19 protein-coding genes and 2 tRNA genes are annotated in these 23566 nt (G+C 63.2%); 10 read left to right on the plus strand and 11 right to left on the minus strand.

The genetic code is table 11. The features are described from left to right. Window positions 1–84: 84 nt before the first annotated feature. Window positions 85–795, minus strand: a complete 711-nt coding sequence (locus tag IWX88_RS04115; protein ID WP_196827430.1) for a phosphatase PAP2 family protein — start codon at window positions 793–795, stop codon at window positions 85–87. A 24-nt stretch (window positions 796–819) separates the two neighbouring features. Continuing rightward, window positions 820–2124 carry an esterase family protein gene (locus IWX88_RS04120; RefSeq protein ID WP_196827432.1) on the minus strand — a complete coding sequence of 435 codons (1305 nt, stop codon included), beginning with the start codon at window positions 2122–2124 and terminating at the stop codon, window positions 820–822. 352 nt (window positions 2125–2476) lie between these two features. On the opposite strand from IWX88_RS04120, the gene IWX88_RS04125 reads away from it, so the two are divergent. Further along, entirely contained in the window at window positions 2477–3940 is a 1464-nt protein-coding gene (locus IWX88_RS04125) for an MFS transporter (protein WP_370568158.1), read from the plus strand. A 149-nt stretch (window positions 3941–4089) separates the two neighbouring features. Here IWX88_RS04125 and IWX88_RS04130 read toward each other — a convergent pair whose 3' ends face one another. Next, entirely contained in the window at window positions 4090–5493 is a 1404-nt protein-coding gene (locus IWX88_RS04130; RefSeq protein ID WP_196827434.1) for an APC family permease, read from the minus strand. Window positions 5494–5536: 43 nt separating this feature from the next. Beyond that, window positions 5537–7186 carry an amidohydrolase gene (locus IWX88_RS04135; RefSeq protein WP_370568159.1) on the minus strand — a complete coding sequence of 550 codons (1650 nt, stop codon included), beginning with the start codon at window positions 7184–7186 and terminating at the stop codon, window positions 5537–5539. Between the two features lie 894 nt (window positions 7187–8080). On the opposite strand from IWX88_RS04135, the gene IWX88_RS04140 reads away from it, so the two are divergent. Both IWX88_RS04140 and IWX88_RS04145 read left to right on the plus strand, forming a co-directional pair. Next, entirely contained in the window at window positions 8081–9217 is a 1137-nt protein-coding gene (locus tag IWX88_RS04140; protein WP_196827436.1) for a DUF222 domain-containing protein, read from the plus strand. A 40-nt stretch (window positions 9218–9257) separates the two neighbouring features. After that, window positions 9258–9506, plus strand: a complete 249-nt coding sequence (locus IWX88_RS04145) for a hypothetical protein (protein WP_196827438.1) — start codon at window positions 9258–9260, stop codon at window positions 9504–9506. A gap of 93 nt (window positions 9507–9599) precedes the next feature. Here IWX88_RS04145 and IWX88_RS04150 read toward each other — a convergent pair. Continuing rightward, window positions 9600–9673, minus strand: a tRNA-Gly gene (locus IWX88_RS04150). 160 nt (window positions 9674–9833) lie between these two features. Between IWX88_RS04150 and IWX88_RS04155 the strand changes: the two genes are divergently transcribed. The 5 genes from IWX88_RS04155 (at window position 9834) to IWX88_RS04175 (ending at window position 13754) form a co-directional block, all read left to right on the plus strand. Then, window positions 9834–9907, plus strand: a tRNA-Pro gene (locus tag IWX88_RS04155). Between the two features lie 55 nt (window positions 9908–9962). Beyond that, window positions 9963–11345 carry a trigger factor gene (tig, locus tag IWX88_RS04160; RefSeq protein ID WP_196827440.1) on the plus strand — a complete coding sequence of 461 codons (1383 nt, stop codon included), beginning with the start codon at window positions 9963–9965 and terminating at the stop codon, window positions 11343–11345. 94 nt (window positions 11346–11439) lie between these two features. Then, window positions 11440–12354: a hypothetical protein gene (locus IWX88_RS04165; protein ID WP_196827442.1), complete on the plus strand. Its 915-nt coding sequence runs from the start codon at window positions 11440–11442 to the stop codon at window positions 12352–12354. Window positions 12355–12472: 118 nt separating this feature from the next. Further along, window positions 12473–13072 (plus strand): ATP-dependent Clp protease proteolytic subunit, encoded by a 600-nt coding sequence (locus IWX88_RS04170; RefSeq protein WP_196827444.1) that lies wholly within the window; start codon window positions 12473–12475, stop codon window positions 13070–13072. Between the two features lie 16 nt (window positions 13073–13088). After that, window positions 13089–13754, plus strand: a complete 666-nt coding sequence (locus IWX88_RS04175) for an ATP-dependent Clp protease proteolytic subunit (protein ID WP_305038626.1) — start codon at window positions 13089–13091, stop codon at window positions 13752–13754. 59 nt (window positions 13755–13813) lie between these two features. Here the strand turns inward: IWX88_RS04175 and IWX88_RS04180 are convergent, their stop codons facing one another. The 3 genes from IWX88_RS04180 to IWX88_RS04190 all read right to left on the minus strand — a co-directional run bounded on the left by IWX88_RS04180 (window position 13814) and on the right by IWX88_RS04190 (window position 15576). After that, a complete protein-coding gene (locus IWX88_RS04180) occupies window positions 13814–14443 on the minus strand; it encodes a copper resistance CopC family protein (protein WP_196827446.1) in 630 nt (209 codons plus the stop codon). Window positions 14444–14446: 3 nt separating this feature from the next. Next, a complete protein-coding gene (locus IWX88_RS04185; RefSeq protein WP_196827448.1) occupies window positions 14447–14821 on the minus strand; it encodes a DUF1775 domain-containing protein in 375 nt (124 codons plus the stop codon). 134 nt (window positions 14822–14955) lie between these two features. Next, window positions 14956–15576, minus strand: a complete 621-nt coding sequence (locus IWX88_RS04190; protein WP_196827450.1) for a hypothetical protein — start codon at window positions 15574–15576, stop codon at window positions 14956–14958. Window positions 15577–15810: 234 nt separating this feature from the next. On the opposite strand from IWX88_RS04190, the gene clpX reads away from it, so the two are divergent. Both clpX and IWX88_RS04200 read left to right on the plus strand, forming a co-directional pair. Beyond that, window positions 15811–17088, plus strand: a complete 1278-nt coding sequence (clpX, locus tag IWX88_RS04195; protein ID WP_196827452.1) for an ATP-dependent Clp protease ATP-binding subunit ClpX — start codon at window positions 15811–15813, stop codon at window positions 17086–17088. A gap of 179 nt (window positions 17089–17267) precedes the next feature. Further along, window positions 17268–18461: a benzoate/H(+) symporter BenE family transporter gene (locus tag IWX88_RS04200; RefSeq protein ID WP_370568160.1), complete on the plus strand. Its 1194-nt coding sequence runs from the start codon at window positions 17268–17270 to the stop codon at window positions 18459–18461. Between the two features lie 42 nt (window positions 18462–18503). Here IWX88_RS04200 and IWX88_RS04205 read toward each other — a convergent pair whose 3' ends face one another. The 3 genes from IWX88_RS04205 to valS all read right to left on the minus strand — a co-directional run bounded on the left by IWX88_RS04205 (window position 18504) and on the right by valS (window position 23480). Continuing rightward, window positions 18504–20549, minus strand: coding sequence for a M3 family metallopeptidase (locus IWX88_RS04205; protein ID WP_196827454.1), 2046 nt, complete (start codon window positions 20547–20549; stop codon window positions 18504–18506). A 91-nt stretch (window positions 20550–20640) separates the two neighbouring features. After that, on the minus strand, window positions 20641–20877 hold the full coding sequence (locus IWX88_RS04210) for a hypothetical protein (RefSeq protein WP_231368756.1): 237 nt from the start codon (window positions 20875–20877) through the stop codon (window positions 20641–20643). A gap of 8 nt (window positions 20878–20885) precedes the next feature. Further along, on the minus strand, window positions 20886–23480 hold the full coding sequence (gene valS, locus IWX88_RS04215; protein ID WP_196827458.1) for a valine--tRNA ligase: 2595 nt from the start codon (window positions 23478–23480) through the stop codon (window positions 20886–20888). Between the last annotated feature and the right edge of the window lie 86 nt (window positions 23481–23566).

The following is a 23566-nucleotide window of genomic DNA, read 5'->3' on the forward strand; positions in this document are numbered from 1 at the left end:
GGTAGCGCCTTGACATCAGCGGATCCCGCGAGGTGTTGCCCGCGGATGCTGCGTGCGGTGCGTCTTCCTCGAATCGTCGGAACCTCAGGTGGTGCGGGCAACCCTGCGCTGCACAATGAACCGTGCGCAGAGGGCGAAGGCGAGCGGGCCCACCGTGACAGACCAGAGCACCGAGCCGATGACATCCGTCGGGTAGTGCACGCCATCGACAATCAGTGCCAACCCGACAACAATGGCCACGATTGTTCCGGCAACCAGGGTGAGTGCACGTGCAACGCCCGGCCGGGCGAGCAGCACAAACGCCACCACGACAGCGACAGTGAACACCATGTGCCCGCTGGGGAAGGATGTGTCGACCGGCTGGCGGGCGAAGGGATGCGTCAGCGTGGTCACATCCGGTCGCGCCCGGTGGATGAGAAACTTCATGCCAGCGCTCGGGAGCCAGGTGACGGCGACGACCAAGGCAAACGTGATTGCGACGCGGAATCGGCGTGTGGCGGCGAGGATGATGGCCGCTATTACCGCCGTGATGACCACCGCAGGAACGGGACTCAGCACCGAGTAGATACCGCTGGCAAGGCTGCCGAGCACGCCGGTATGCAGCTCGTTCAGCCCGCTCGAGAGGCTCCGGTCGAAGTCGGAGAGCAGGCCCAACTTGGTGACGCCAAAACCGAGCGCTGCGACCGCAACCACTCCGAGGACGGCGATGACTGCGAGAGTCAGGATGCGTCGGTGAGAAATTGCCGGGGTCTCGTGGGCAGAGGCTCGAGCTTGGTGCCTCGGTGGGTTAGTCACTCGTAGAGTCTCTCACTCGACACATCACTTTTCCGCAAGGCCAATTCGAGGCATCAGCCAGTCGAGTCCGCGCGCGAGCCCCTCGGATCCGGTCGTCCAGTCGTGGCTGCTTGCCTGCACTGAGAGGGTCTGGATCTTCATTCCCGCCTCCCGTGCGGCGGCCGCGATCTGCGTGGCCGCGGGGCCGTAGCGGTGGTCGCTCGCTCCGACCCCAATAAATCCGGAGGTATCGGAATAGGGGGCCATGCGCTGCATGATCGCGATCGGCTGAGCATCGTCGAACGCTGTCGCGTTGCCGTCGAACGCGCGGTTGATGGTCTCGTCCACCGAGTGAAGGCGCGGTCCCAGTTGGCCGGAGATGTCGATGAACGATCGGAACAGGGTCGGATAGCTGGCTGCCAACTGAATCGAGCAGGTGCCACCCTGGGAAAACCCGCCCACTACCCACGCCTGACTTGCGGACTGCACCGGAAGGTGGGAGCGGATCCACGCGGGCACATCTGCTGTGAGGTACGTGTCGCTCCTGCCGAACCGCCCATCGAGACACATCGGATTCTTTGTCGAGAAGCCGAGTTGATCGGGGATCACCACGATCGGCGCAAGGCCATGATTGTGCGCCGCCAGGTTATCGAGGGTCTCAATGATTCGACCGGCCTGAACGACATTTGAGGGAGCGGCTCCGGCTCCCTGCCCGGACATCAGGATGACGACAGGAAGCGCCGGGCCACCCGGCACCAGTGCGGCGGGGGGCAGGTAGACGATCGCCGGTCGAACGGAGAAACCCGATATCGTTCCGGGGATTTCAATCGATCCGAAGCGCCCGCGAACCGGCATGCCCACCGGGGGCTGCCAGGATTCGTAGAGTGCCGGATCCCACGAGACCGGTGTCTTGGCCGGCTGAATGCCCTGCAGTGAGAGGGCCTGCACCTGGGACATGCCGAGCAGCTCCCGAACGGTGTTGAACACACCGGCATCGCGGTTGATCGCGAGGCCTGCGGTCAGGATGAATACGGCGGCGGCGATAACCGCGAGCACCCGACGTCCCCAACCCCCACGAATGAGTGCCACGGCCACGAACCCGAGGCCGGTACTTGCCCCGATGACCCACAGTCGATCGACCACTGACGGTGTGACATCCGCGGCATTCTCGACGCTGCCAAGCCACCACGAAAGCAGCGCGCCGATGATGACCCCGCTGAGCCCGCCGATCGCAAACCCGCGCCGCCAGATCGCAGCGCGCAATGCGGGCCAGAGCACCGCAGTCAGCAGGCCGAAAGCAAGAAGGTAGGCGGGCACCAGCGTCCACACGGACACCAGGGAGAGATCCATCGCCATCACCAATCCGCGTCCAACGCAACCCGCCCAGATTAGCCGCTGAAATCGAGCGTTCCTGGCGGGCTCGCCGGTCTCGGTTCGAGGGGCAAGCGACCCGCGATCCTGCGACTGGATGAGTCGACTGCGCCTAGGCTTATCCGGTCGCCCGACCACGGCGTACCCCCACCGGCTAAGAACAATCAGTGTCGACAGCTCAACCGAAGCGCTTCACCTATGCCGAGAAAATAGAGGCATCAGTGTCGCACCACACCGCGCCGGGCAGTGCGTCCGGTCGCTTCTCGGCCATTCCTTCGGCCATTCCTTCGGTAATTTACGGGGCTGTGGACGCAATCGGCGGGGTGAACCGGTGAGCGCGGCATCCGGCTCAGCATCCGGCTCAGCGGCAGTCGACGCCGAGCGAGGTGGCGCCCAGGGCTCAGTCAACGTCGGCGTACTCATGGTCGCCCTGCTCGCTGCCTGTGTCGCTTTCCAGCTGAACGCAAGCATGTTGAGCCCGGCACTTGTCACGATCCAGAACCAGCTCAACACCAGCGCCGCCGCTGTCGCTCAGACCCAGACCGTCTTCTTCACTGCTGCCGGTGTGTTTTCCCTTTTTCTGCCCCGACTCGGCGACATCATCGGACGAAAGCGCGTTCTCGGCGGGATGCTCATGCTGATGACAATCGGGTGCATCGTCTCCGCCCTCGCGACCACCATCGACATCCTGCTGGTCGGTCGAATAATCCAGGGTGTCTCCGGGCCGGTGGTTCCACTCTGCCTGATCATGTTGCGCGCCGAGGTGCGCGAACCGGGGCGCTACGGAACGCTCATGGGGGTACTCACCGCCTTCAACGGCGGCGTTGCCGGCGTCGATGCCCTCGCCGGTGGCTACCTGGCTCAGAACTTCGGCTTCTCCTCGGTCTTCTGGGCGATGGCCATCGTCGCGGCCGCAGCATCGGCGTGCGTCATCTTCCTCGCGCCGGAGTCACGCGCGCTGAAGAAGGAACGGATGGACTGGATCGGCGTTATTCCGCTCGTTATCTCGGTGGGCGCTCTGCTGGTCGCGCTCAACGAGGCCGGCAAGCTGGCCACAGCGAACTGGATACTCGTCGGGGGACTAATGGTGCTGGCGATCATCGCTTTCGCCGTGTTCTGGCGCATCGAGAACCGGGTCGCACAGCCACTGGTCGCAACAGAACTGCTTCGCCAACGGTCGACCTGGGCGCTTCTGCTCACCACCCTACTCACGATCACGGGCGTGTTCGCGATCATGAACGGCATCATTCCGGCACTGGCCCAGGCGCCCGGACTTGGGTACCGGATGGGCGCAGAGCAGTCGGCTCTCTGGACGCTCACCCCCTATGCCCTCGCCGGACTGGTGATGGGTCCGATCGCCGGCCGCGTCGCCGCCAGTTTCGGCTACCGGAGGGTGCTGCGCGTCGGTATCGTCGGATCGATCGTGGTCGTGCTCGCGATGATGTTCGTCGTGGGGAGCGACTCTCGACTGCTTTTGCTGCTCGTCTCCGTGCTGCTCGGATTCAGCTACGCCGGCATCAGTAACATCATGTTGAACGGGCTCGGAATCGTGCTCTCCCCAAAAGAAAATCCGGGCTTTCTCCCGGGCCTCAACGCTGGCGCTTTCAATATCGGTGCCGGTCTGAGCTTCGCCGTGATCTACGCCGTGCAGGGGGCGTTCATGAGCTCGGGTGCAAACGCAGGCGCTGGCTTCGATGCCGCGCTTGTGGCCGGGGTAATCATCCTCGTTTTTGCGTTTTTGTCATCGCTGTTGATTCCGCGGCCGCTCGACGCCGAGGTGTCGCGCCAGGCGTGATCCCGCTGAATATTCGAGCAAATCGTCTACCTGCTCTTCATCAAACGACTCGATGGCCTGCTTACGGCTGCGGAGCGAACACGTCGCAACGACGGAATGCTGGCCGGGGAATCCCCATGCCAGCATTTCGTCCGAGGCGAGACCGCTCGTCACACCGAATCTGAGAACTCGACCTCTGGCGCCTTCTTCCGGAAGCCCTTCGTCACGAAGAGGAGATAGACGAATCCGGCACCAAGCCAGACCAGCCCGATGGTGAACGCACTCGCGGTGAGACTGGTCCAGATCCAGATAGTCAGCAGGAAACCCACCCCGGGAAGCACGCCGTAGACCACCACATCCCGGCCACTTCGACGCTTCTCATCCCAGAGATAGCGCTTGATGACCGACAGGTTGACCACCGAGAATGCGGCAAGAGCGCCAAAGCTCACCACGGAGAACAGCAGGTCGACATTGGCATTCACGCCGATAACCGAGATCACCGAGATCACCAGAATTGAGATCACCGGCGTCTTGAATCGAGCCGAGAGCGTGCCGAAGATGCGCCGGGGCAAAATGCCGTCTCGCCCCATGCTGTAGAGGATCCGCGAGACGGACGCCTGGGAGGCGATTGCCGATCCAGTCGCACCGGCGACATAGGCCGCAATGAAGAAGATGTTGAGGAAATCACCGCCAGCCTTGGCCATGACCTCACTCGCGGCGGATACCGGGTCCTTGAATGCCGTACCGGGAAACACGAGTTGGCTGATGAAGGCAAGCACCAAAAACAGCAGGCCGGCCCCGACCGTTGCGATGATAATCGCCCGGGGGATGTCTCGCTTCGGGTTCTTGGCCTCTTCGGCCAGGGTGGAAATGGCATCGAATCCGAGAAAGGAGAGGCAGAGCACCGCGGCGCCGGTCATCAGCGCGGGGAATGTGACATTTTCGCCTCCGTCGCCGACGAACGGTGCGGCCAGGTCGACGCTGCGGCTGCCGGTGGAGATGAAGGCAATAGCGATCGCCACGAACACGGCGATGAAGATGAATTGAATCAGCACGATGATGTTGCTCGCTCGTGCCACCGAAGCGATGCCGACGATGTTCAGCACCGTCACCAGCAGAATGCAGGCCACCACGAAGACCCAGGCGGGCACGCCAGGGAACAGGATGTTCAGGTAGATCCCGATGACGAGATAGTTCACCAGGGGCAACAGAACGTAGTCGAGCAGGAGAGCCCACCCGGCGAGGAACCCAATGCTCGGGCCGAAGCTCTTGCTCGCGTACGCGTAGGCGGAACCGGCAACGGGATACACCTTCACCATCGCGGCATAGGAGAGGGCAGTGAAGATCATCGCGGCGAGGGTGACGATGTAGGCCAGCGATGTTCGGCCACCCGTATTGGCCGAAACCAGGCCGTAGGTGGTGAAAACGGTCAGTGGGACCATGTACACGAGCCCGAAAAAGACGAGGGACGGAAGCCCGAGCACCCGTCGGAGGGTGGTTCCCTGCGCGCTGTGAACATGGTCACTCGAGCGCGCAGGCGGCACATTGGCGGTTCCGGATAACGGACTGGACATCATTGTCTCCTTGCTGGGTAGGGGTATCTAGGACAGGCAAAAGTCAGGGTGTTGCGAACGTCTCGCGGCCGGCCAGCCAGGTGCGTACCACCGCGATTTCGGTGAGCGCTCCAGCGGATGCCACCGCTCGCGGGTCTCGATCGAGAAACGCGAGATCGGCACTGTGCCCCACACGCAGAGTTCCCCAGGGCCGTTCGGTGAGGTCGGCAAATGCCTGGGCAGAGACGCCGGCGGTGTAGGCCGAGAGCGCCTGGGTCAGGGTGAGTTTCTCCGTGGGGGTCCATCCGCCAACCGGAAGATCCTCGATGGTCTGGCGCGTCGTCGCAACGCGGATGCCCTCAAAGGGTCGCGGCGAAGAACACGGCCAGTCCGAGCCGAACGACAGCGTCGCTCCGGTGTTGCGGAGGCTAGCGAGCGGGTACTGGCGGGCTGAGCGCTCATCGCCAAGCCGGGGGACCGTCAATACCGTCATCAGGTCGTCGAGTTGGGCCCAGAGCGGTTGCGCGTTGACAATGACTCCGAGCTCGGCAAACCGAGGGATGTCTACCGGGTCAACGAGTTGCACATGAGTGAGCACCGGTCTGCGGTCTCGCTCGCCATTGCGTGCTCGTGCGTTCTCGATCGCGTTGAGTGCCGATCTCACGGCTGCGTCTCCGATCGTGTGGATGTGCACCTGAAAGCCGGCGGCATCCACCGCCTGCACCGCGGCGGAGAGCGCAGCGGGCTGCCAGACCGCCATCCCGTGATGGAGAGGATCGCTGTGGTACGGCTCGAGCAGGTCCGCTGTGGCATTTTCGACCACGCCGTCAGCGAAGAACTTGATGGTGTCTGCGGTGAGCAGCGGATGTTTCAGCCGTGCGATGCGCTCGCGTGCGGCGAGCAGCTCGGGGAGTTGCTCTGGCCAGCGCAACGGGTCCGCCCGAAGCGCCAGGTTGCAGCGGGTTGAGAGCAGACCCTGCGCCGCCGCAGTGACGTAGACATCGATGTCATCCGGTTCGACCCAGGCATCCTGAATCCAGGTGAACCCGAGACTGGCGTAGTACGAGGTCGCACGATGCAACGCGGCAACGCGGGCATCGAGCGGAAGTTGCGGCACTACCGCGGCAATGAGATCGACGGCTCCCCACTCCCGCATGGTGCCGAGAGGCTCACCGTCCGCACGGCGCGGAATCTCACCAAGGTCGGGTTCGGGAGATGACGCGGTGACGCCGGCGAGCTCCATTGCACGTGAATTGCACCAGACGGTGTGGTAATCCCACGACCGCAGCATTACCGGACGATCGGCGACAGCCTCGTCGAGCCACCGGGCATCGAAAAGGCCGTCGGGGGCGAGGCTGCTGTCGTACGAGGCCCCGATGATCCATTCGGCGTTGGGATGTTCCGCGGCCCAGCGCCGCACTTCGGCCACAATTTCGGCGACGGTGGTGCAGGGCCGAACCTGTGGCCCGTCCGATTCCAACGCACCAAATAGCGGATGCGCGTGGCCCTCGCCGAAGGCGGGCATCAGAAAACCGCCGGCGAGATCGACGACCTCGGGGCTGGCGGTGGTCGCCCATTCGAGAGCCTCGTGATCGAAGGCTGTGATGACCCCGCCAACAATCGCGACTGCGCTGTGGTCACTGGCCCCGTCGATACCACTCCAGATGGTTCCCCCTCGGATGAGTATCGGGTGGAGGGGTGAAGAATCGTGCACGTCGTTGTGTCCTTAAATTTCTTAAAGCTTTGCGGGTGCCCAGAGCCTAATGGGTCCAGCGAGGATTATTTGCGCAACACGACCACCGGGTCGTGTCCTCGTTTTCGGTAATTTTTACTCACAGTCCGGCAGGTCGGCGCTCGCTGAAATTCATCCGTTCTGCTCGCAGTCATTACGGATGAGCGGGTGCGACCGAGCGGGTGCGACCGAGCGGGTGCGACCTCGACGTGGAGGGGATGACGGGAATCGAACCCGCGCCATCAGTTTGGAAAACCTGGGTGTGAACGTCCTGACTGAGCCGCTTAAATCCGAAGTAGCACGGGGAAGTCCCTATCCGCCGGAGGATCCGGGAATGTTGGGGCCAAGTGTGAGGCCAAGCCGGTTCGCGGTGGTGCTCGTCGATTGTCCTTGGCCGAGTGTGGTCGATGAGGTTTCCACTCATTGCCGGGACGACAGCGACAGAGTTCAAAAGCGGGATAAAAGCACCTACTATCGCGATTATGCCTAGAACCCGAGAGGCGACTCCGAACCCATTTCTCGCCGCGGGAGGCTGGACTGAAGCTGCGGCTGGACTCGGTGATTGCTGTGTACCAGTCATGAGTCAAAATTTCGCAGGTAGTTCGGTTTCACACGTGCCCCAGTTCGCGGGCCTGCATTCACAGGAGTGATCGGTCAACAGCTTGACGCCATGGAACCGGGGGTGTCTGGCTCGGTGGACACATCCTCGGTGGACACGTCCTCGGTCGGCTGGAAGGGTGGGCGGACTACTCTCGACCGTCTTGGTGCTTGTATCGCTTCGCCATAAAAAGCGTCCTATAAATTTTCTTCTGCACTGTTCTCTCGGTGCCGTCTAAATGGGCTGGGAATGTCGGTGGTGTGGTGTGAAATGCAGTTATGGAAACCACCGCGACGACCGCCTCCGGGCTCGATCGCGCTTCGGGTTCATTGGTGTCCTCAGCGTCAGTGGTGTCCTCGGCGTCAGTGGTGTCCCCAGCATCAGCGGTGCTCACAGCGTCAGTGGTGTTCACAGCTTCTTTAGCGGCCAGCTTTCTCGAGACCATGGGCGAGTTGATCGACGATGTGGTCGAGGCCGATCGGGTGATCGCGCGGGCCGCAGCCAAGCGGGCCGCACTCATCGACCAGGCGCGCAGTTGGAGTGAAGCCACCGCCTCCCTGATGCCGATCGATGCCTCCCAGGTTCGCCGCTGGAGTTGCGCCCGTGTTGCCCGGCGTTCGCTGGTGAGCGAACTCGCCGCTGCCCTGCGGCTGCCGGAGCGCAGCACTGAGAATCTCATTGAAGAGAGTCGGTCTCTGCTGCGGGAGCTGCCCGCGACCATGACGGCCCTCACCGAGGGACAGATCAGTTATCGACACGCGCAGGTGATGATCGACCACGCCAACTCCCTACCCGCTGAGGCCCGTCGGGCCTTCGAGGAGTCCGCGCTCCCGTTTGCTATGAAGCTCACCGTGAGCCGGTTCGAACACCGGGCTCGCATTCTACGGGAGCGGGTGCATCCGGAGTCCATCGAAGTGCGGCACGGCAGTTCCCGGGACAAGCGTGAGCTGACGTTGGATCCCGCCCGGGATGGCATGGCCTGGCTCACGGCCTACCTTCCCGCGGTCAGCGCCCACGCGATCCTCACCCGCATGAGCGATATCGCGGCCGACCTTCAAAGCCCCGACGATCCGCGCACCCTCACCCAGTTGCGGGCCGATGTCTTCTGCGACCTGCTGATCGACGGCCAAACCGATACTGCGCCCGATGCCGCGCCGGATGCTAACTCCGGTACAGCGCCGGATGCCGCGCATCCGCCTCTGCGGCGTCTCGGGCGGGGCATCCGTGCTCGTGTGCTGATCACCGTGCCGGTGCTCACCCTCCTTGGTCGCGGCACGGAGCCGGCGGTGCTTGAGGGCTACGGTCCGATCGATCTCGATAGCGCCCGGGATCTTGCCGCCGATGCACCCGGTTTCGTGAGAATTCTCACCCACCCGGAGACCGGCGCGGTGCTCTCTCTCGGGCGTGATCGCTAAACGATCCCACCGGACCTGCGGGCATGGCTCCGAATGCGGGATGAAACCTGCCGGGCGCGGATGTGGTGCCCCGGCGCGGCGCTGCGATCTGGACCACACGAAGGACTGGCAGTATCACGGACTGTCAGACCACGACAATCTCGCCCACCTCTGCCCGAAACATCACGACCAAAAACACCACACCCGGTGGAAAGTCGAACATCTCGGTGACGGCGACCTCAGCTGGACCTCCCCCACCGGACACCGGTACCTCACCGAACCAGCAATCCGCTTGGATGCGGCCCTCTGATTCAATCGTGCGGTTCGAGCTACCCCGCAGTGTGAGCTACCCCGCAGTGTGAGATGCCCCGCAGGTCGACTTCTGGCGTGGAGACTTCTGGCGTGGAGGGGATGACGGGAATCGAACCCGCGCCATCAGTTTGGAAAACTGAGGCTCTACCATTGAGCTACATCCCCATTTGGCTGCCGGCGAAAGCCGATTGCGCGGTTTCCACCTTATGGCATGAGCGCGTGAGCAAGAACCAGCGCGCAGGATCGGTGCGATAGGCTTGCCGAGGCCTATTTTCGGGCGCCCAGAGGCGTTCCGTCGCCGGGTCGCCGGGTCCGTCGGGCCCATCGGGATGTAGCTCAGCTTGGTAGAGTGCTCGGTTTGGGGCCGAGATGTCGCAGGTTCGACTCCTGTCATCCCGACAGAAGATGCACAATCCACACATGGCACGCCCTAGAGAGCAAGCAGGAGAATCACGTGAAGACTACGGTCGAGAAGCTGAGCCCGACACGAGTGAAACTGAGCATCTCAGTCACTCCTGACGAGCTGAAGCCCAGCATTGATCACGCGTACAACCACATTGCCCAGTCGGTTAATATCCCGGGCTTCCGTAAGGGCAAGGTTCCGCCGCCCATCATCGACCAGCGTGTCGGCCGCGGTGAGGTACTCAACCACGCCGTGAGCGACGGCCTCGACAAGTTTTACCGCCAAGCGATCGAGGAGCAGAAGATCCGTCCGCTCGGTCGTCCCGAAGCCGATGTCACCGGCTTGCCGAGCACGAAAGACTTCTCCGGCGACCTTGAGATGACCGTCGAGGTTGATGTGCGCCCGGAGTTCACCGTTCCTAACCTCGACGGAATCACCCTCACCGTCGAGGCGATCGAGGTGACGGATGACGAGGTCGAGACCGAGCTGCAGAACCTGCTCTCGCGTTTCGGCACCCTCATCACCGTCGACCGCCCCGCGACCACCGGCGACTTCGCCCAGATCGACCTGGTCGCCACCATCGGCGGCAATGAGGTCGACACCGCCAATGCGATCTCCTACGAGGTCGGCTCCGGCGACTTGATCGACGGCATCGATGAGGCCCTCGACGGACTCAGCGCCGGCGAGACCACCGTCTTCGAGTCCAAGCTGCTTGGCGGCGACAACGAGGGCGAGTCCGCAGAGATCACGGTCAAGCTCCTCGCAGTGAAGGAGCGCGAACTTCCCGCTGCCGACGACGACTTCGCCCAGATCGCCAGCCAGTTCGACACCATCGGTGAGCTCACCGATGACATCAAGGCTCAGGTCAGCCGTTCGAAGGTCTTCGGCCAAGGCACCCAGGCGCGCGACCAGGTCGTCGACAAGTTGCTGGAAAGCGTCGAGATCCCCGTCCCCCCGCAGCTCGTGCTCGATGAGGTGCACCGTCACCTTGAGAACGAAAATCGTCTCGAGGACGACGAGCACCGCGCCGAGGTCACCTCCTCGAGCGAGAAGACCTTCCGCAGCCAGATCCTGCTTGACACGATCGCCGAGGCGGAAGAGGTGAAGGTGAGCCAGGACGAGCTGACCCAGTACCTCATCCAGGGTGCCGCGCAATACAACATGGAGCCGGGCGAGTTCATCAAGGTGCTCGACTCCAACGGCCAGATCCCCGGGATGATCGGTGAGGTAGCCCGCGGCAAGGCGTTGGCTATCGTGCTGGCAAAGGTCAAGGTTGTCGACTCCAATGGAGACGTCGTCGACATGAGCGAATTCACTGCCCCGGTCACCGGGTCCTCCGACGGCGAAGAGTTCGTCGAGGCGAGCGCCGGAACCGACGATCACGAGGGTCATGATCACCAAGGTCACGACCACGAGGGTCACGACCACAAGTAGCCCCGAACGGCGCTAACCATGCACCGCGCGGATCTTTCCATCTACTGCAGGCGTTCGACGGCGAGCTCATCGCCGTCGAACCGGAGATAACACAATGCTCGATCTCGGACTGCTGTTCGACGTGGATGGTCCTCTGGCCAGCCCGGTGAGCCGCAGCATCCGCATCCCGAGCATCCTTGACGATCTTGTTGCGCTCACTGCCGCTGGCGTTCCGATCGCCTTCATTACCGGTCGCTCGGACTCCTTCATCCGTGACCAAGTGATCGCGCCACTGCTCGATGTCGGGCTCGGAGCCGCCCTCACCACCCCCGGAGCGCGAATGTTCGGCGTGTTCGAAAAGGGCGGTTCCTGGGCACCCATCACGAGCAACGGAATGGGCGAAGTCACCGTCGATCACAGTGTCGCGCTGCCGACACCGATCGTTGATGCGGTTCGCTCGCTTGTGGACGACGGATTCTCCGACACAATGTTCTTCGACGAGACCAAGCGGGCGATGATCTCGGTGGAGCAAAACATTGATGTCTCGACCGACACCTACCAGCACGCCCAGGCATGGTTCAATGATGCGAGCTTCGCGCTCCTGGCGGCGGCGGGCCTTGGGGTGATGCTCGGTTCTCGATCGGCGCCGGATTCGTCGGGTGCGGTGCCGTTCCGGCTCGATCCCACGATCATCTCGACCGATATCGAATCGGTTCTGCTCGACAAAGACCGCGGTGCCGCACGCGCCCTCGAATATTTTGCCAGCCTCGGGTCGCTTCCCACGCTGTGGCGGTCGATCGGTGATTCCCGTAGCGACTACCTCATGGCCGATCACCTCTACGGGGCGGGCTATGACGTGGCGCACGTCGATGTGCGCCCGGCTGACGGCATCCTCGAGCGTCCATACCGCGTGATCGTCGAGGGCGATGCGATTCATGATGAGGCGGGTGCAGCATTCCTCGGGTATTGGGTGCAGAGGCTCGCCGAGAGCTCCGACCGGGGCGAGCGCATCGATGTCGTGGCGCTGTAGCGCGACCGCTCACTGAGTCGTTTCTCGCCTCGCGCTCTGCCCACGGCGAACACGGCGGTTTCGATCCTGCGCCTCCGATAGATTCGACATCAGCGACAAACTGAAATGGAGCGCAACAATGGCCCAACCGGCATTGGTCTCGAGTATCTTCGACCAACTCCTCAAGGACCGCATCATCTGGCTTGGCTCAGAGGTGCGTGACGATAACGCCAACGAGATCTGTGCAAAGATCCTCCTGCTGGCAGCAGAAGATCCCAAGCGTGACATCTTTCTGTACATCAACTCTCCCGGTGGATCCATCACTGCGGGCATGGCGATCTACGACACGATGAAGTTCGTTCCGAACGACATCGTGACCGTCGGCATCGGCATGGCGGCATCGATGGGACAGTTCCTGCTCTCCTCTGGCACCAAGGGCAAGCGGTACATCACCCCGAACGCGCGAGTGCTGTTGCACCAGCCGTCTGGTGGTTTTGGCGGAACCTCCGCGGATATCCAGACGCAGGCCAACCTCATCCTGGATATGAAGAAGCGGATGGCCGAGCTCACCGCCGAGCAGACCGGTAAGACCGCCGAGCAAGTGATCATCGACGGCGACCGGGACAACTGGTTCACCGCACAGCAGGCGCTCGAGTACGGCTTCGTCGACCACCTGCGCGAGTTCGCCTCCGAGGTCGTTGGCGGCGGCGGCACCGACGAGTCAGTAACCGAGAAGTAGAGACAGGCAGAGACAAATGGAATTCACCAACAACATGCCGAGCGGGCTCGCCGGCCCGATGGCCGAGGCCCGCTACATCCTGCCAACCTTCGAGGAGCGCACGGCCTACGGCTACAAGCGCCAGGACCCATACGCGAAGCTCTTCGAGGACCGCATCATCTTCCTCGGCGTGCAGATCGATGACGCGTCGGCGGATGACGTGATGGCTCAGCTTCTCGTGCTCGAGAGCCAGGACCCCGACCGCGATATCGTGATGTACATCAACTCACCGGGTGGTTCCTTCACCGCGATGACGGCGATTTACGACACGATGCAGTACGTGCGTCCGCAGATCCAGACCGTCGTGCTCGGCCAGGCCGCATCCGCTGCCGCGGTCATCCTTGCGGCCGGTACGCCGGGCAAGCGTCTCGCGCTGCCGAACGCGCGGATCCTGATCCACCAGCCATCCACCGGAGATTCCGGCCGCGGGCAGGCTTCGGACATCGAGATCCAGGCACGTGAGATCCTGCGCATGCGGGGCTGGCTGGAGGAGACGCTGTCGCGCCACTCGAACCGCACGATGGAGCAGGTCAACAAGGACATCGACCGCGACAACATCCTGAGCGGTGAGGAAGCGCTGGCGTACGGCCTCGTCGACCAGGTGCTTACCTCTCGCAAGAACATCCCGGCGATCACGAAATAGAACTACCCCTTTCGCCACAGGAAAAGCCCGGAGAAATCCGGGCTTTTCCTGTTTTCGGCTTACGCGCTCGGCTTTTTTCTGCGGCCAGCGATCACAAGAGTGAGGGCCAGCGCAGCGGCGACCGCGAGGATTGCTCCGCCGATCCATAAGACTGTGCCCAGTGTGCCGGTGTCGACCGTTTGCACGCCGGTGGTGCCTGAATCTGGTGCGGGTGTGGTGTTGACCGAGGCGGTGCCGTTGCAATCCGGAACTGTCGAGCTGCCGGCTGAGGGGCTGAAGTCGGTCGGCGGTTGCCAGCTGAAGCCGAAGCTGTCGGACACCGTGTGGCCGTCTGTCGAAACAGCCTGCCAGGTCATGGTGTAGGCGCCGGCTGCTCCCAGAACGGCGGGGGTCGACATGACCGTATTCTCGACCGCAACGCACCCGTCACCGTAGTATTTACCGGCACTGTCGGTCACCTGCAGGGCAAAGCCTGCACCCTTTCCGTCGATATTCAGCAGGATGCCGTTGGTGGTGATCGTGAAGTCTTTGGGCAGGGCGGTGAGGGCTTCGCCAGCTTTCGGAGTGGATGCCACCAGATAGTCGTGCGCCTGTGCCGGAGCGGCCGATCCGACGACAGGCACGGCCGATCCCAGAGCGGCCGCAAGGGCGACGAGTACTACCAGGGGGAGCCGGGCGCGACGCATCATCAGTTAGACCGCCACACTTCGCCGACGCGTGACGACGGAGAGCCCGACGCCCACTGCCCCCACCACGAGCCCGATGATGCCGAGCACCCGGGCAAGCGTGTTGCCGGTGCACTTGACGACCGAGCTGTCGCTGTAGGTCTGCAGCGCGTTGAGAACGATCTTCCCGATGTCGGGCACCGGGCCAATGGAGAGCGTGAACTGACGGATCTCGTTGGCCCGTATCTCCGACGCCGGTTGAGCGGTCCAAATAACCCTGGTTATCGCCTCCGTGATCTGGGTTTTGTCGACCTCGGCGCTCGCTGCGTGCGGCAACGCCAATGCCAGTGCTGGTGCGGCCCCGAGTGCAATCGAGCCAGTGATCAAAGTTCGTACGTTCATGTCATTCCTTGCGTGACTGATGCCCGCAGCTGTCATCGTGCGCGTGCGCACAATTCGCCTGCATAGAATTCTCCCTCGCAGGGTTCGGGCGGGCATCGAAAATGGTGGTCGGTCAGGCTGTGCCTTCCGCGGATTTATCGGGCGATCGCACACCGCGGAGGGCCGCGCAGTCGATGGATTGAGAAGATGAGAGCGCAAGCAGTGGCCACTTCGGCGCGGTGATCTTGGCCTGATCCCACCACGATCGGTGTTTCGACGGGATGCACCGTGTCGAGGATGCGAGAGATATAGAGGTGGCTGAGGCGCACAAGCGCCCACAGGGTGCGCTCCCCGAAGCTCAGGGCCGCGATGGTGACGATCGCTCCCGAGGCGTGGCCAGTCCACATCCACAGCTCGGCATTCACATTCATGACGGGGAATGCGGATGATGCAGTGCCGAGTTGCAGCACCATCGTGTCACCGTGGTGGATTCCGGCTCCCGTCGGCACGGTAGTGCTGGGTGGGGCATCCGCCAGCAGCCTGAACAGGCCGTGGAAGAGCAGTTGGCTCAGGGCGACAGCGACCGAGAGGCGAGCGAGCGAAAGCGTCTTGCCAGCCAGAAATACGCACGCGACGCCGGAGAATGCGAGGCAGAGCGCGAGGCCTGCCGTGGCTGGCAACGCTCCCCCGGCAAGGGCATGCGAGCACGCAGCGACGAAGAGCGACACGATCGCGGCGATCCACCCACGGGCGAATCGCGCCCATCTCGTGGCCATTCCAGCTCCCGGTCCGTGCGTCATGACTGTACGAAACCAAGTCTAGATCCGTCGCAAATCAGCGAAGGTCACGGCGGCTCGCCGGGCCGAACCACGTCATGGTACGAACAGTGTCGTCTACTCGCGTTAGGCTCAGTATCTGACCCGAGGTCGTGTCAGACAACCCGCTGATTGCAGGGCTGCGGTTCCCACACAGCGGGAACAGCACGGGCCCAAACCAGGAGGAGGCCGAGCATGGCACGTATAGGTGAGAGCGCCGATCTGCTCAAGTGTTCCTTTTGTGGCAAAAGCCAGAAGCAAGTGCAGCAGCTGATTGCTGGCCCTGGCGTCTACATCTGCGACGAGTGTGTCGAGCTGTGTAACGAGATCATCGAGGAGCGACTGGCCGAGGCCGGCGAGGAATCCTCCAGCGAGTTCGAGCTTCCTAAGCCCCGCGAGATCTTTGACTTCCTCGAGGAATACGTGATCGGGCAGGAGGCGGCGAAGAAGGCCCTCTCGGTCGCGGTCTACAACCACTACAAGCGCATCCGCGCTCGCAACACCATCACTTCGGCGGATGCCCTGATCGATGACGTGGAGATCGCAAAGTCCAACATTCTGCTGATTGGTCCCACCGGGTGTGGCAAGACCTACCTCGCCCAAACCCTCGCCAAACGCCTCAACGTGCCCTTTGCTGTGGCGGATGCCACGGCCCTGACCGAGGCAGGCTACGTCGGCGAAGACGTAGAGAACATCCTCCTCAAACTGATTCAGGCCGCTGACTACGACGTCAAGCGCGCCGAGACCGGCATCATCTACATCGACGAGATCGACAAGATCGCCCGCAAGGCCGAGAATCCGTCCATCACTCGGGATGTCTCGGGCGAGGGCGTGCAGCAGGCACTCTTGAAAATTCTCGAGGGCACAATTGCTTCGGTTCCGCCGCAGGGTGGTCGCAAGCATCCGCATCAGGAGTTCATCCAGGTCGACACCACCAACGTGCTCTTCATTGTTGCGGGCGCCTTCGCTGGTCTCGAGGAGATCATCTCTCAGCGCGCAGGCAAGAAGGGCATCGGTTTCGGCGCTCCGCTGCACAGCAAGGGCGATGACGTCAACCTGTTCGGCGAGGTGCTGCCGGAAGACCTGCACAAGTTCGGGCTCATCCCCGAGTTCATCGGTCGCCTCCCGGTCGTTGCGACGGTCACGCCACTCGATCAGGTGGCACTGATGCAGATTCTCACGAAGCCGAAGAACGCCCTCGTGCGCCAGTATCAGCGCATGTTCGACCTCGACGGTGTGGTCCTCGACTTCGAGCAGGACGCTCTCGAGGCCATCGCCGACCTCGCCGTGCTGCGCCAGACCGGTGCACGCGGCCTCCGGTCGATTATGGAAGAGGTGCTTGGGCCGATCATGTTCGACGTTCCGTCGAACGACGCGATTGCCCGGGTAATCGTTACCAAGGCCGCCGTGCTCGAAAACGCCCTTCCGACGATCGTCAACCACAAAGCAGCGCGCCAGGAGAAGTCGGCCTGATCCGCGGATGCGGGCGACGATCCGGGCGAGTTCGGACACTCCGGGCTGGCACGCTGGCCCAGATCGTCCGAAACCGCCCGGGTTAGAGCGGCGGATGTGCGGATCGACCAGGGCCACGCATACGCGATTGGCCCGGGACGCGCGGGTGCCCACGCCCCTAGGCTGAGGGAACTTTCCCCGTGCCGCGTGGGACTTCACCGAGAAAGCACCGATATCCCATAGTCCAGCCGATCATCGCGGGAATCGTCGCCGCCATCACCGGGTTCTCGAGCTCATTTGCGATCGTGCTCGCGGGTCTCGCAGCGGTCGGAGCGACAAACTCGCAAGCGGCGTCCGGATTATTGGTGATCTGCGTTGTTCAGGGGATGCTGTCCATAATCTTGAGCGCCATTTATCGGGTTCCGGTGAAGTTCGCCTGGAGCACCCCGGGGGCGGCACTTCTCGTCGCGACATCGGGGGTGACCGGGCGGTTCGCGGAGGCGGTCGCGGCATTCATCGTCGCCGCGGCACTCATTGTGCTCGTCGGGCTCTGGCCGGCGCTCGAGCGTCTGATCACTCGCATTCCGCGACCGATTTCGAGTGCAATGCTTGCCGGCATCCTGCTTCCGCTGTGTCTCGCGCCCGTGAAGGCGGCGGTCGCCATCCCGTTGCTGGCGATCCCGGTGATCCTGGTCTGGCTCGTGCTCTATCGGCTTGCACCGCGCTGGGCTGTGCCCGCCGCCATCGTGCTTACCGGAGTGCTGCTTGCCACCACTGCCGGCTCCGGATGGCTCACCGGTGCACACCTCGCACCGCAGGTCGTATTCGTGGCACCGGTCTTCGATTTCCGCGTGGTCGTGAGCCTCGCGATTCCTCTGTTCATCGTCACGATGGCCGGGCAGAACATCCCGGGTGCCGCCATTCTTAACAACTTCGGATACCAGGCGCCCGTGCGTTCGGCGCTCGTGTCATCGGGCATACTCTCCGGTGTCGGTGCCATGTTCGGCGGCATCACCGTCAACTTCGCAGCGCTCACCCAAGCGCTGACGGCTGGGCCCGAGGCATCCCCCGACCGCTCCCGACGGTGGATCGCCCCGGTTTCAGCGGGGGGAACCTACATCGCACTCGGGCTCCTTGCCGGAGTCGCGACGGCGTTCGTCGCGGCCTCACCGCCTCTTCTCATCGAGGCGGTGGCGGGGCTCGCATTGCTCAGCGCCCTGATCGGAGCCGTGGTCGCAGCGGTAGAGGATGCCTCACAGCGGCTTGCCGCAGTGCTCACCTTTCTCGTGACGGCATCCGGAATCGTCGTCGGGGGAGTTGGCTCCGCCTTCTGGGGATTGCTGGTCGGGGCCCTCGTCATGCTCTGGCTCGGCTGGCGTCGCCGCGCAGCCTGAGCCCGGACGGCTGCTACCGACCGGACCCAGGCGCGGGCAACCTCAGGCGCCGAGCAAACCCCGGCGCTTCAGCAGCGGCTCGATCACGGCATCCCGGCCGCGGAAGTCACGGTAGGCCTCGAGCGGATCCTTCGATCCGCCCACGCCCAGTAGCCGGGCCCGAAAGTGGTCGCCATTGGCCCGCGTAAGTCCGCCGTTCTCGGTGAACCAGTCGACGGTGTCGGCATCCAGCACCTCGCTCCAGATGTAGGAGTAGTAGCCCGCGTCGTAGCCGCCGGAGAAGGTGTGCGCAAAGTAGGCGCTCGAATACCGGGTCGGCGCCGCCGGATTGTCCAGACCGACGGCGGCGAGTGCTTCGGCCTCGAACTTGGCAACATCGTGCACAATGTCGTCGGCCGAAAGCCGGTGCCAGGCCTGGTCGAGCATCGCCGCAGCAAGATACTCGCTGGTCTTGAAGCCCTCATTGAAGGCGGATGACGCCTGGATCTTCTCCACGAACGCCGCAGGCATCGGCTCGCCGGTCTGGTAGTGCACGGCGTAATTTGCGAGGATCTCTGGCCAGAGCATCCACATTTCGTTCACTTGGCTCGGAAACTCGACGAAGTCCCGAAAAACGTTCGTTCCGGCGAACTTGGGGTAGGTGACGCGGGCGAACAGTCCGTGCAGCGCATGCCCGAACTCGTGGAAGAAGGTGTTCACCTCGTCGTAGGTGAGCAGAGTCGGCTCACCGGCGGCGGGCTTGGGCACATTCAGGTTGTTCACGACGGTCACGGAATGATCCAGAAGCGAGTTCTGCGAGATGAGGGGGTTCATCCACGCTCCGCCGCGCTTGGAGTCTCGCGTATAGAGGTCGAGAACGTACAGTCCCACCGGCGAGCCATCATCGTTGCGCACCTCGAAGACGCGGGCATCCGGATGGTACGCCGTGAGGTCAGTCCGCTCGGTGAAGGTGACCCCGTAGACCTGGTTCGCGGCGAAGAACACGCCGTCCTGCAGTACTCGCTCCGCCTCGAAGTACGGACGCATCTGCGCCGTATCGACGTCGTACTTCGCGATGCGCACCTTTTCGGTGTAAAAGGCCCAGTCGGCCGCGGTGATTGCCGCGCCATCCGCGACCTGAAGTTGCAGGTCGGCTTGCTCACTGCGCGCGTTGCGGGCCGCAACCGGAGCGAGTCGACCGAGCATCGCCGCCACCGCTTCGGGGGTCTTTGCCGTCTCGTCGGCGGTCACATAGGCGGCATGGTTGTCGAAGCCGAGCAGGCGCGCTCGCTGCGCCCTCAGGTGCGTGATCTCCAGCACCAGTTCACGATTGTCGTTCGCCCCGCCACGACTGCCGCGCGCTCGCGAGGCATCCATGATTCGGGCGCGCACGGTGGGATCGGTGAGGGCGTCCAGATACGGATGACCGGTCGGCAGCACCAGGGTCACGAGGTACTTGCCCTCGAGACCGCGTTCCTTTGCCGCTTCCGCAGCCGCGGAAATCTCGCCGGCTTCGAGTCCGGAGAGTTCGGCGACATCGTCGATCACGACCGCGAGCTCATTGGTGTCGGTAAGGAGATTCTTCTCGAACCGTGTGGTGAGGGTGGAAAGTTTCTGGTTGAACTCCCGCAGTTTCGCTTTCTGCCCCTCATCGAGCCCGGCACCGGCAAGGGTGAACTCCGCGTAGTACCGCTCAACCAGGTAGCGAGACTCTGCATCGATGTTGAGCTCGAGGTCGTTGAGCTGGTCGTGAATGGTTCTGATGCGCGAATAGAGCTGGGCATCGAGCTTGATCGCGTCGGAGTGAGCGGCAAGCAGGGGAGCGATCTCCTCCTCGAGGGCATTGGTGAAGTCGGTGCTGTCAGCCGAGCTTTTGTTGTAGAACACCGTTGCGACGCGGTCGAGGGTCTGTCCGGAGATCTCGAGGGGGATCATTGTGTTCGCGAAAGTGGGTGCGTCGCCGTTTTGGGTGATGCTCGCGATCTCGGCAAGCTGTTCCGCAAAACCGCGGTCAAATGCCGGGCGGTAGTGGTCATCCATGATGTCTGCGAAGGGCGGCAGACCGTAAGCAAGAGTGCTGGGCGCGAAGAAGGGATTCTCAATTGGCATCTCACCAGACTACGGCCAGCATCGGCGCTCCGGCCTCGAACGCCGTAGCCGAAGGTGCGTCGACAGTGCCGCCCTGGTCGACAGTGCCGCCCTAGTCGACGGGGGTGTCGTTCCCCGGCGCCACAATGAACGCCTCGCCACCGGAATAGCGGATGACCGTGCCGTCGTCGAGTTCCACGACCGGGTTACCCTCGAGCCAGGTGAGCGTCCACCGCAGCAGGCTCGTATCGATCCCCTCGAGCTCGGCTTCGACTGACTTCACGGCGTCGATGACAAGTTGTGGCAGGCGCGCGGGTGCCTCGGCGCCCACAGCCCAGCGTGTGCCCATTTGCATGATTAGTTCTCTTCTGGTGTCGGGGCGAGCACAACATTGCTCACTGTGATCTCGGCAGCCTCCACGAAATCGAGGCTGGCAATGCGACCGACATCGCGCAGCTCGTCACTGGCGAGCCGCAGCAGAGCCGGCCCGCTGATGGTTGCGGATGTGACATCCGCCTTCTGCGACGCCTTCGCGTCCGTCTTCGCACGGCGGATGCCGATGAGCGCCTCCCCGACTAGGGCAAGGAGACCAGTGGGCAGGGCGTCGGTCGGCGCGGTCGGCCACTGCGTGACGTGCACTGAACCGTCGTGGGTCCACGACCATACCTCCTCGGTCGCGAACGGGATGAACGGCGCGAACAGGCGCAGCATCACCTCCAGTGCTGTGCGCAGTGCCGTGACCGCGGAGGCTTGGCTCTGCGGTGAGTCGGTGGAGTAGACCCGTTCCTTCACCAGTTCGAGGTAGTCGTCGCAGAAGGTCCAGAAGAACTTCTCGGTGACCTCGAGGGCCTTGGCGTGTTCGAAGGAATCGAAGGCTGCGGTGGCGGTGGCCACTACCGTCGAGAGTTCGGCGAGCATGTCGATGTCGAGCGCTTTGGTGACGGAGTCTGCGAATTCTTCTGTGGGCAGGGGAAAGCCGTAGACGAACTTGGCGGCATTCAGCACCTTGATCGCGAGGCGTCGCCCGATCTTGATCTGCTTCGGATTCTGCGGGTCGAAAGCCGCGTCGGTGCCCAGCCGGCTCGAGGCCGCCCAGTAGCGCACCGCATCCGATCCGTGCTCGTCCAGCATTGCCGCGGGGGTGACCACGTTGCCCTTGGACTTCGACATCTTCTTGCGGTCAGGGTCCACGATGAAGCCAGAGATTCCGGCGTTCTTCCACGGCACGGTGTGATTCTCGAGCTCGGCACGCAGCATCGTGGAGAACAGCCAGGTGCGGATGATGTCCTGCCCCTGGCTGCGCAGCGAGTAGGGGAACACGAGGTTGAAGAGCTCCGGATCCCGCTCCCAGCCGCCCGCGATCTGCGGGGTGAGCGAGGAGGTGGCCCACGTGTCCATGATGTCGACTTCGCCGATGAAACCGCCGGGCACACCCCGCTGGCTCTCGTCGAATCCGGGCGCGGGAGCGGATGCCGGGTCCACCGGAAGCGCGTCTTCGCCTGGCACGATCACGGTGCCCTTCTCGCCATCGGCGTCCAGCGCATACCAGACCGGGATCGGCACGCCGAAGAACCGCTGGCGGGAGATGAGCCAGTCGCCGGTGAGGCCGTTGACCCAGTTGTCGTAGCGCACGCGCATGAAGTCGGGGGCGAAGTTGACCTCGCGTCCGCGCTCGAGCAGGGTGTCGCGCAGCGTCTCGTCCCTCGCTCCGTTGCGGATGTACCACTGCCGGGTCGACACGATCTCGAGCGGCTTGTCGCCCTTTTCGAAGAACTTGACCGCGTGCATCATCGGCTTCGGTTCGCCGATCATCTCTCCGCTGGCCTTCAGCAGCTCCACGGTCTTCGCCTTGGCGCTGAAGACCGTCTTGCCCGCGAGCTCGGCGTAGGCCGCGAGCGCAGCCTCACCGGTGATCGCCTGGGGCGCATCCGTCACGATGCGTCCGTCGCGGCCGATGATCGTGCGATTCGGAAGGTCGAGCTCACGCCACCAGACCACGTCGGTCACGTCGCCGAACGTACAGACCATCGCGATGCCGGATCCCTTGTCTTTCTGAGCGAGGTGATGCGCGCGCACCGGTACCTCGACACCGAACAGGGGAGTTGTCACAGTGCTGCCGAACAGGTGTTGGTACCGCTCGTCATCCGGATGGGCGACGAGCGCCACGCAGGCCGCGAGCAGTTCCGGGCGGGTGGTTTCGATGAATACGTCGGCGCTGGGGTTTTCCGCGGTCGGCGCGGCATGGAACGCGAGGCGGTGATACGCCGCTGGCTGTTCCTTGTCTTCGAGCTCGGCCTGGGCCACGGCGGTGCGGAACGTGACGTCCCACAGGGTCGGGGCATCCGCCTGATACGCCTCACCGCGAGCAAGATTGCGCAGAAATGCGCGTTGGGCAGCAGTCTGGGCGTCGTCGCCGATGGTGCGGTAGCTCTGCGTCCAGTCGACGCTGAGGCCCAGCTTGCGCCAGACATCTTCGAACTGCTTCTCGTCTTCGACGGTGAGCCGCTCGCACAATTCGATGAAGTTGCGCCGAGAGACTGGGAGCTGGTCTGCGGCTTTTGATGACGCGTTGTCTCCTCCCTCTAGCGGCGGGGTGAAGCCGGGATCGTAAGGCAGCGTCGGGTCGCAGCGCACCCCGTAATAGTTCTGCACGCGCCGCTCGGTGGGCAGGCCATTATCGTCCCAGCCCATCGGGTAGAAAATATCTTTGCCCCGCATGCGCTGGTAACGCGCGATGAGGTCCATGTGGGTGTAGCTGAAGACGTGCCCGATATGCAGGCTTCCGGATGCCGTTGGCGGCGGAGTATCGATGGAGAAGACGTTGTCTTTGGTCGCGTTCGCCCGATTGAACCGATGTGTGCCGGCGGTCTCCCAGGCTGCATCCCACTTTGCTTCGAGCCCTTCGAGGGCGGGCTTTTCGGGAATCTCGCTGCGCGGCATGTCGGACGCCATGGCGTTCTCCGGTTCTATATTGGCGGCACCGAGTCGATGAAGAGGTGCCTGAATGTGAAGGTGGCCTAATTCTACCGGAGAGGGGT

The organism is Frigoribacterium sp. CG_9.8, from assembly GCF_015751965.1.
In the GTDB taxonomy this organism is placed as follows: domain Bacteria; phylum Actinomycetota; class Actinomycetes; order Actinomycetales; family Microbacteriaceae; genus Lacisediminihabitans.

What these genes read in the sequence shown, in the direction of transcription:
- IWX88_RS04120 (WP_196827432.1), bottom strand. Translation starts at nt 2,124, where the DNA reads ATGGATCTCTCCCTGGTGTCCGTGTGGACGCTGGTGCCCGCCTACCTT.
- IWX88_RS04130 (WP_196827434.1), bottom strand. Translation starts at nt 5,493, where the DNA reads ATGTCCAGTCCGTTATCCGGAACCGCCAATGTGCCGCCTGCGCGCTCG.
- IWX88_RS04140 (WP_196827436.1), top strand. Translation starts at nt 8,081, where the DNA reads ATGGAAACCACCGCGACGACCGCCTCCGGGCTCGATCGCGCTTCGGGT.
- IWX88_RS04145 (WP_196827438.1), top strand. Translation starts at nt 9,258, where the DNA reads ATGAAACCTGCCGGGCGCGGATGTGGTGCCCCGGCGCGGCGCTGCGAT.
- IWX88_RS04165 (WP_196827442.1), top strand. Translation starts at nt 11,440, where the DNA reads ATGCTCGATCTCGGACTGCTGTTCGACGTGGATGGTCCTCTGGCCAGC.
- IWX88_RS04170 (WP_196827444.1), top strand. Translation starts at nt 12,473, where the DNA reads ATGGCCCAACCGGCATTGGTCTCGAGTATCTTCGACCAACTCCTCAAG.
- IWX88_RS04175 (WP_305038626.1), top strand. Translation starts at nt 13,089, where the DNA reads ATGGAATTCACCAACAACATGCCGAGCGGGCTCGCCGGCCCGATGGCC.
- IWX88_RS04180 (WP_196827446.1), bottom strand. Translation starts at nt 14,443, where the DNA reads ATGATGCGTCGCGCCCGGCTCCCCCTGGTAGTACTCGTCGCCCTTGCG.
- IWX88_RS04185 (WP_196827448.1), bottom strand. Translation starts at nt 14,821, where the DNA reads ATGAACGTACGAACTTTGATCACTGGCTCGATTGCACTCGGGGCCGCA.
- IWX88_RS04190 (WP_196827450.1), bottom strand. Translation starts at nt 15,576, where the DNA reads ATGGCCACGAGATGGGCGCGATTCGCCCGTGGGTGGATCGCCGCGATC.
- clpX (WP_196827452.1), top strand. Translation starts at nt 15,811, where the DNA reads ATGGCACGTATAGGTGAGAGCGCCGATCTGCTCAAGTGTTCCTTTTGT.
- IWX88_RS04205 (WP_196827454.1), bottom strand. Translation starts at nt 20,549, where the DNA reads ATGCCAATTGAGAATCCCTTCTTCGCGCCCAGCACTCTTGCTTACGGT.
- IWX88_RS04210 (WP_231368756.1), bottom strand. Translation starts at nt 20,877, where the DNA reads ATGGGCACACGCTGGGCTGTGGGCGCCGAGGCACCCGCGCGCCTGCCA.
- valS (WP_196827458.1), bottom strand. Translation starts at nt 23,480, where the DNA reads ATGGCGTCCGACATGCCGCGCAGCGAGATTCCCGAAAAGCCCGCCCTC.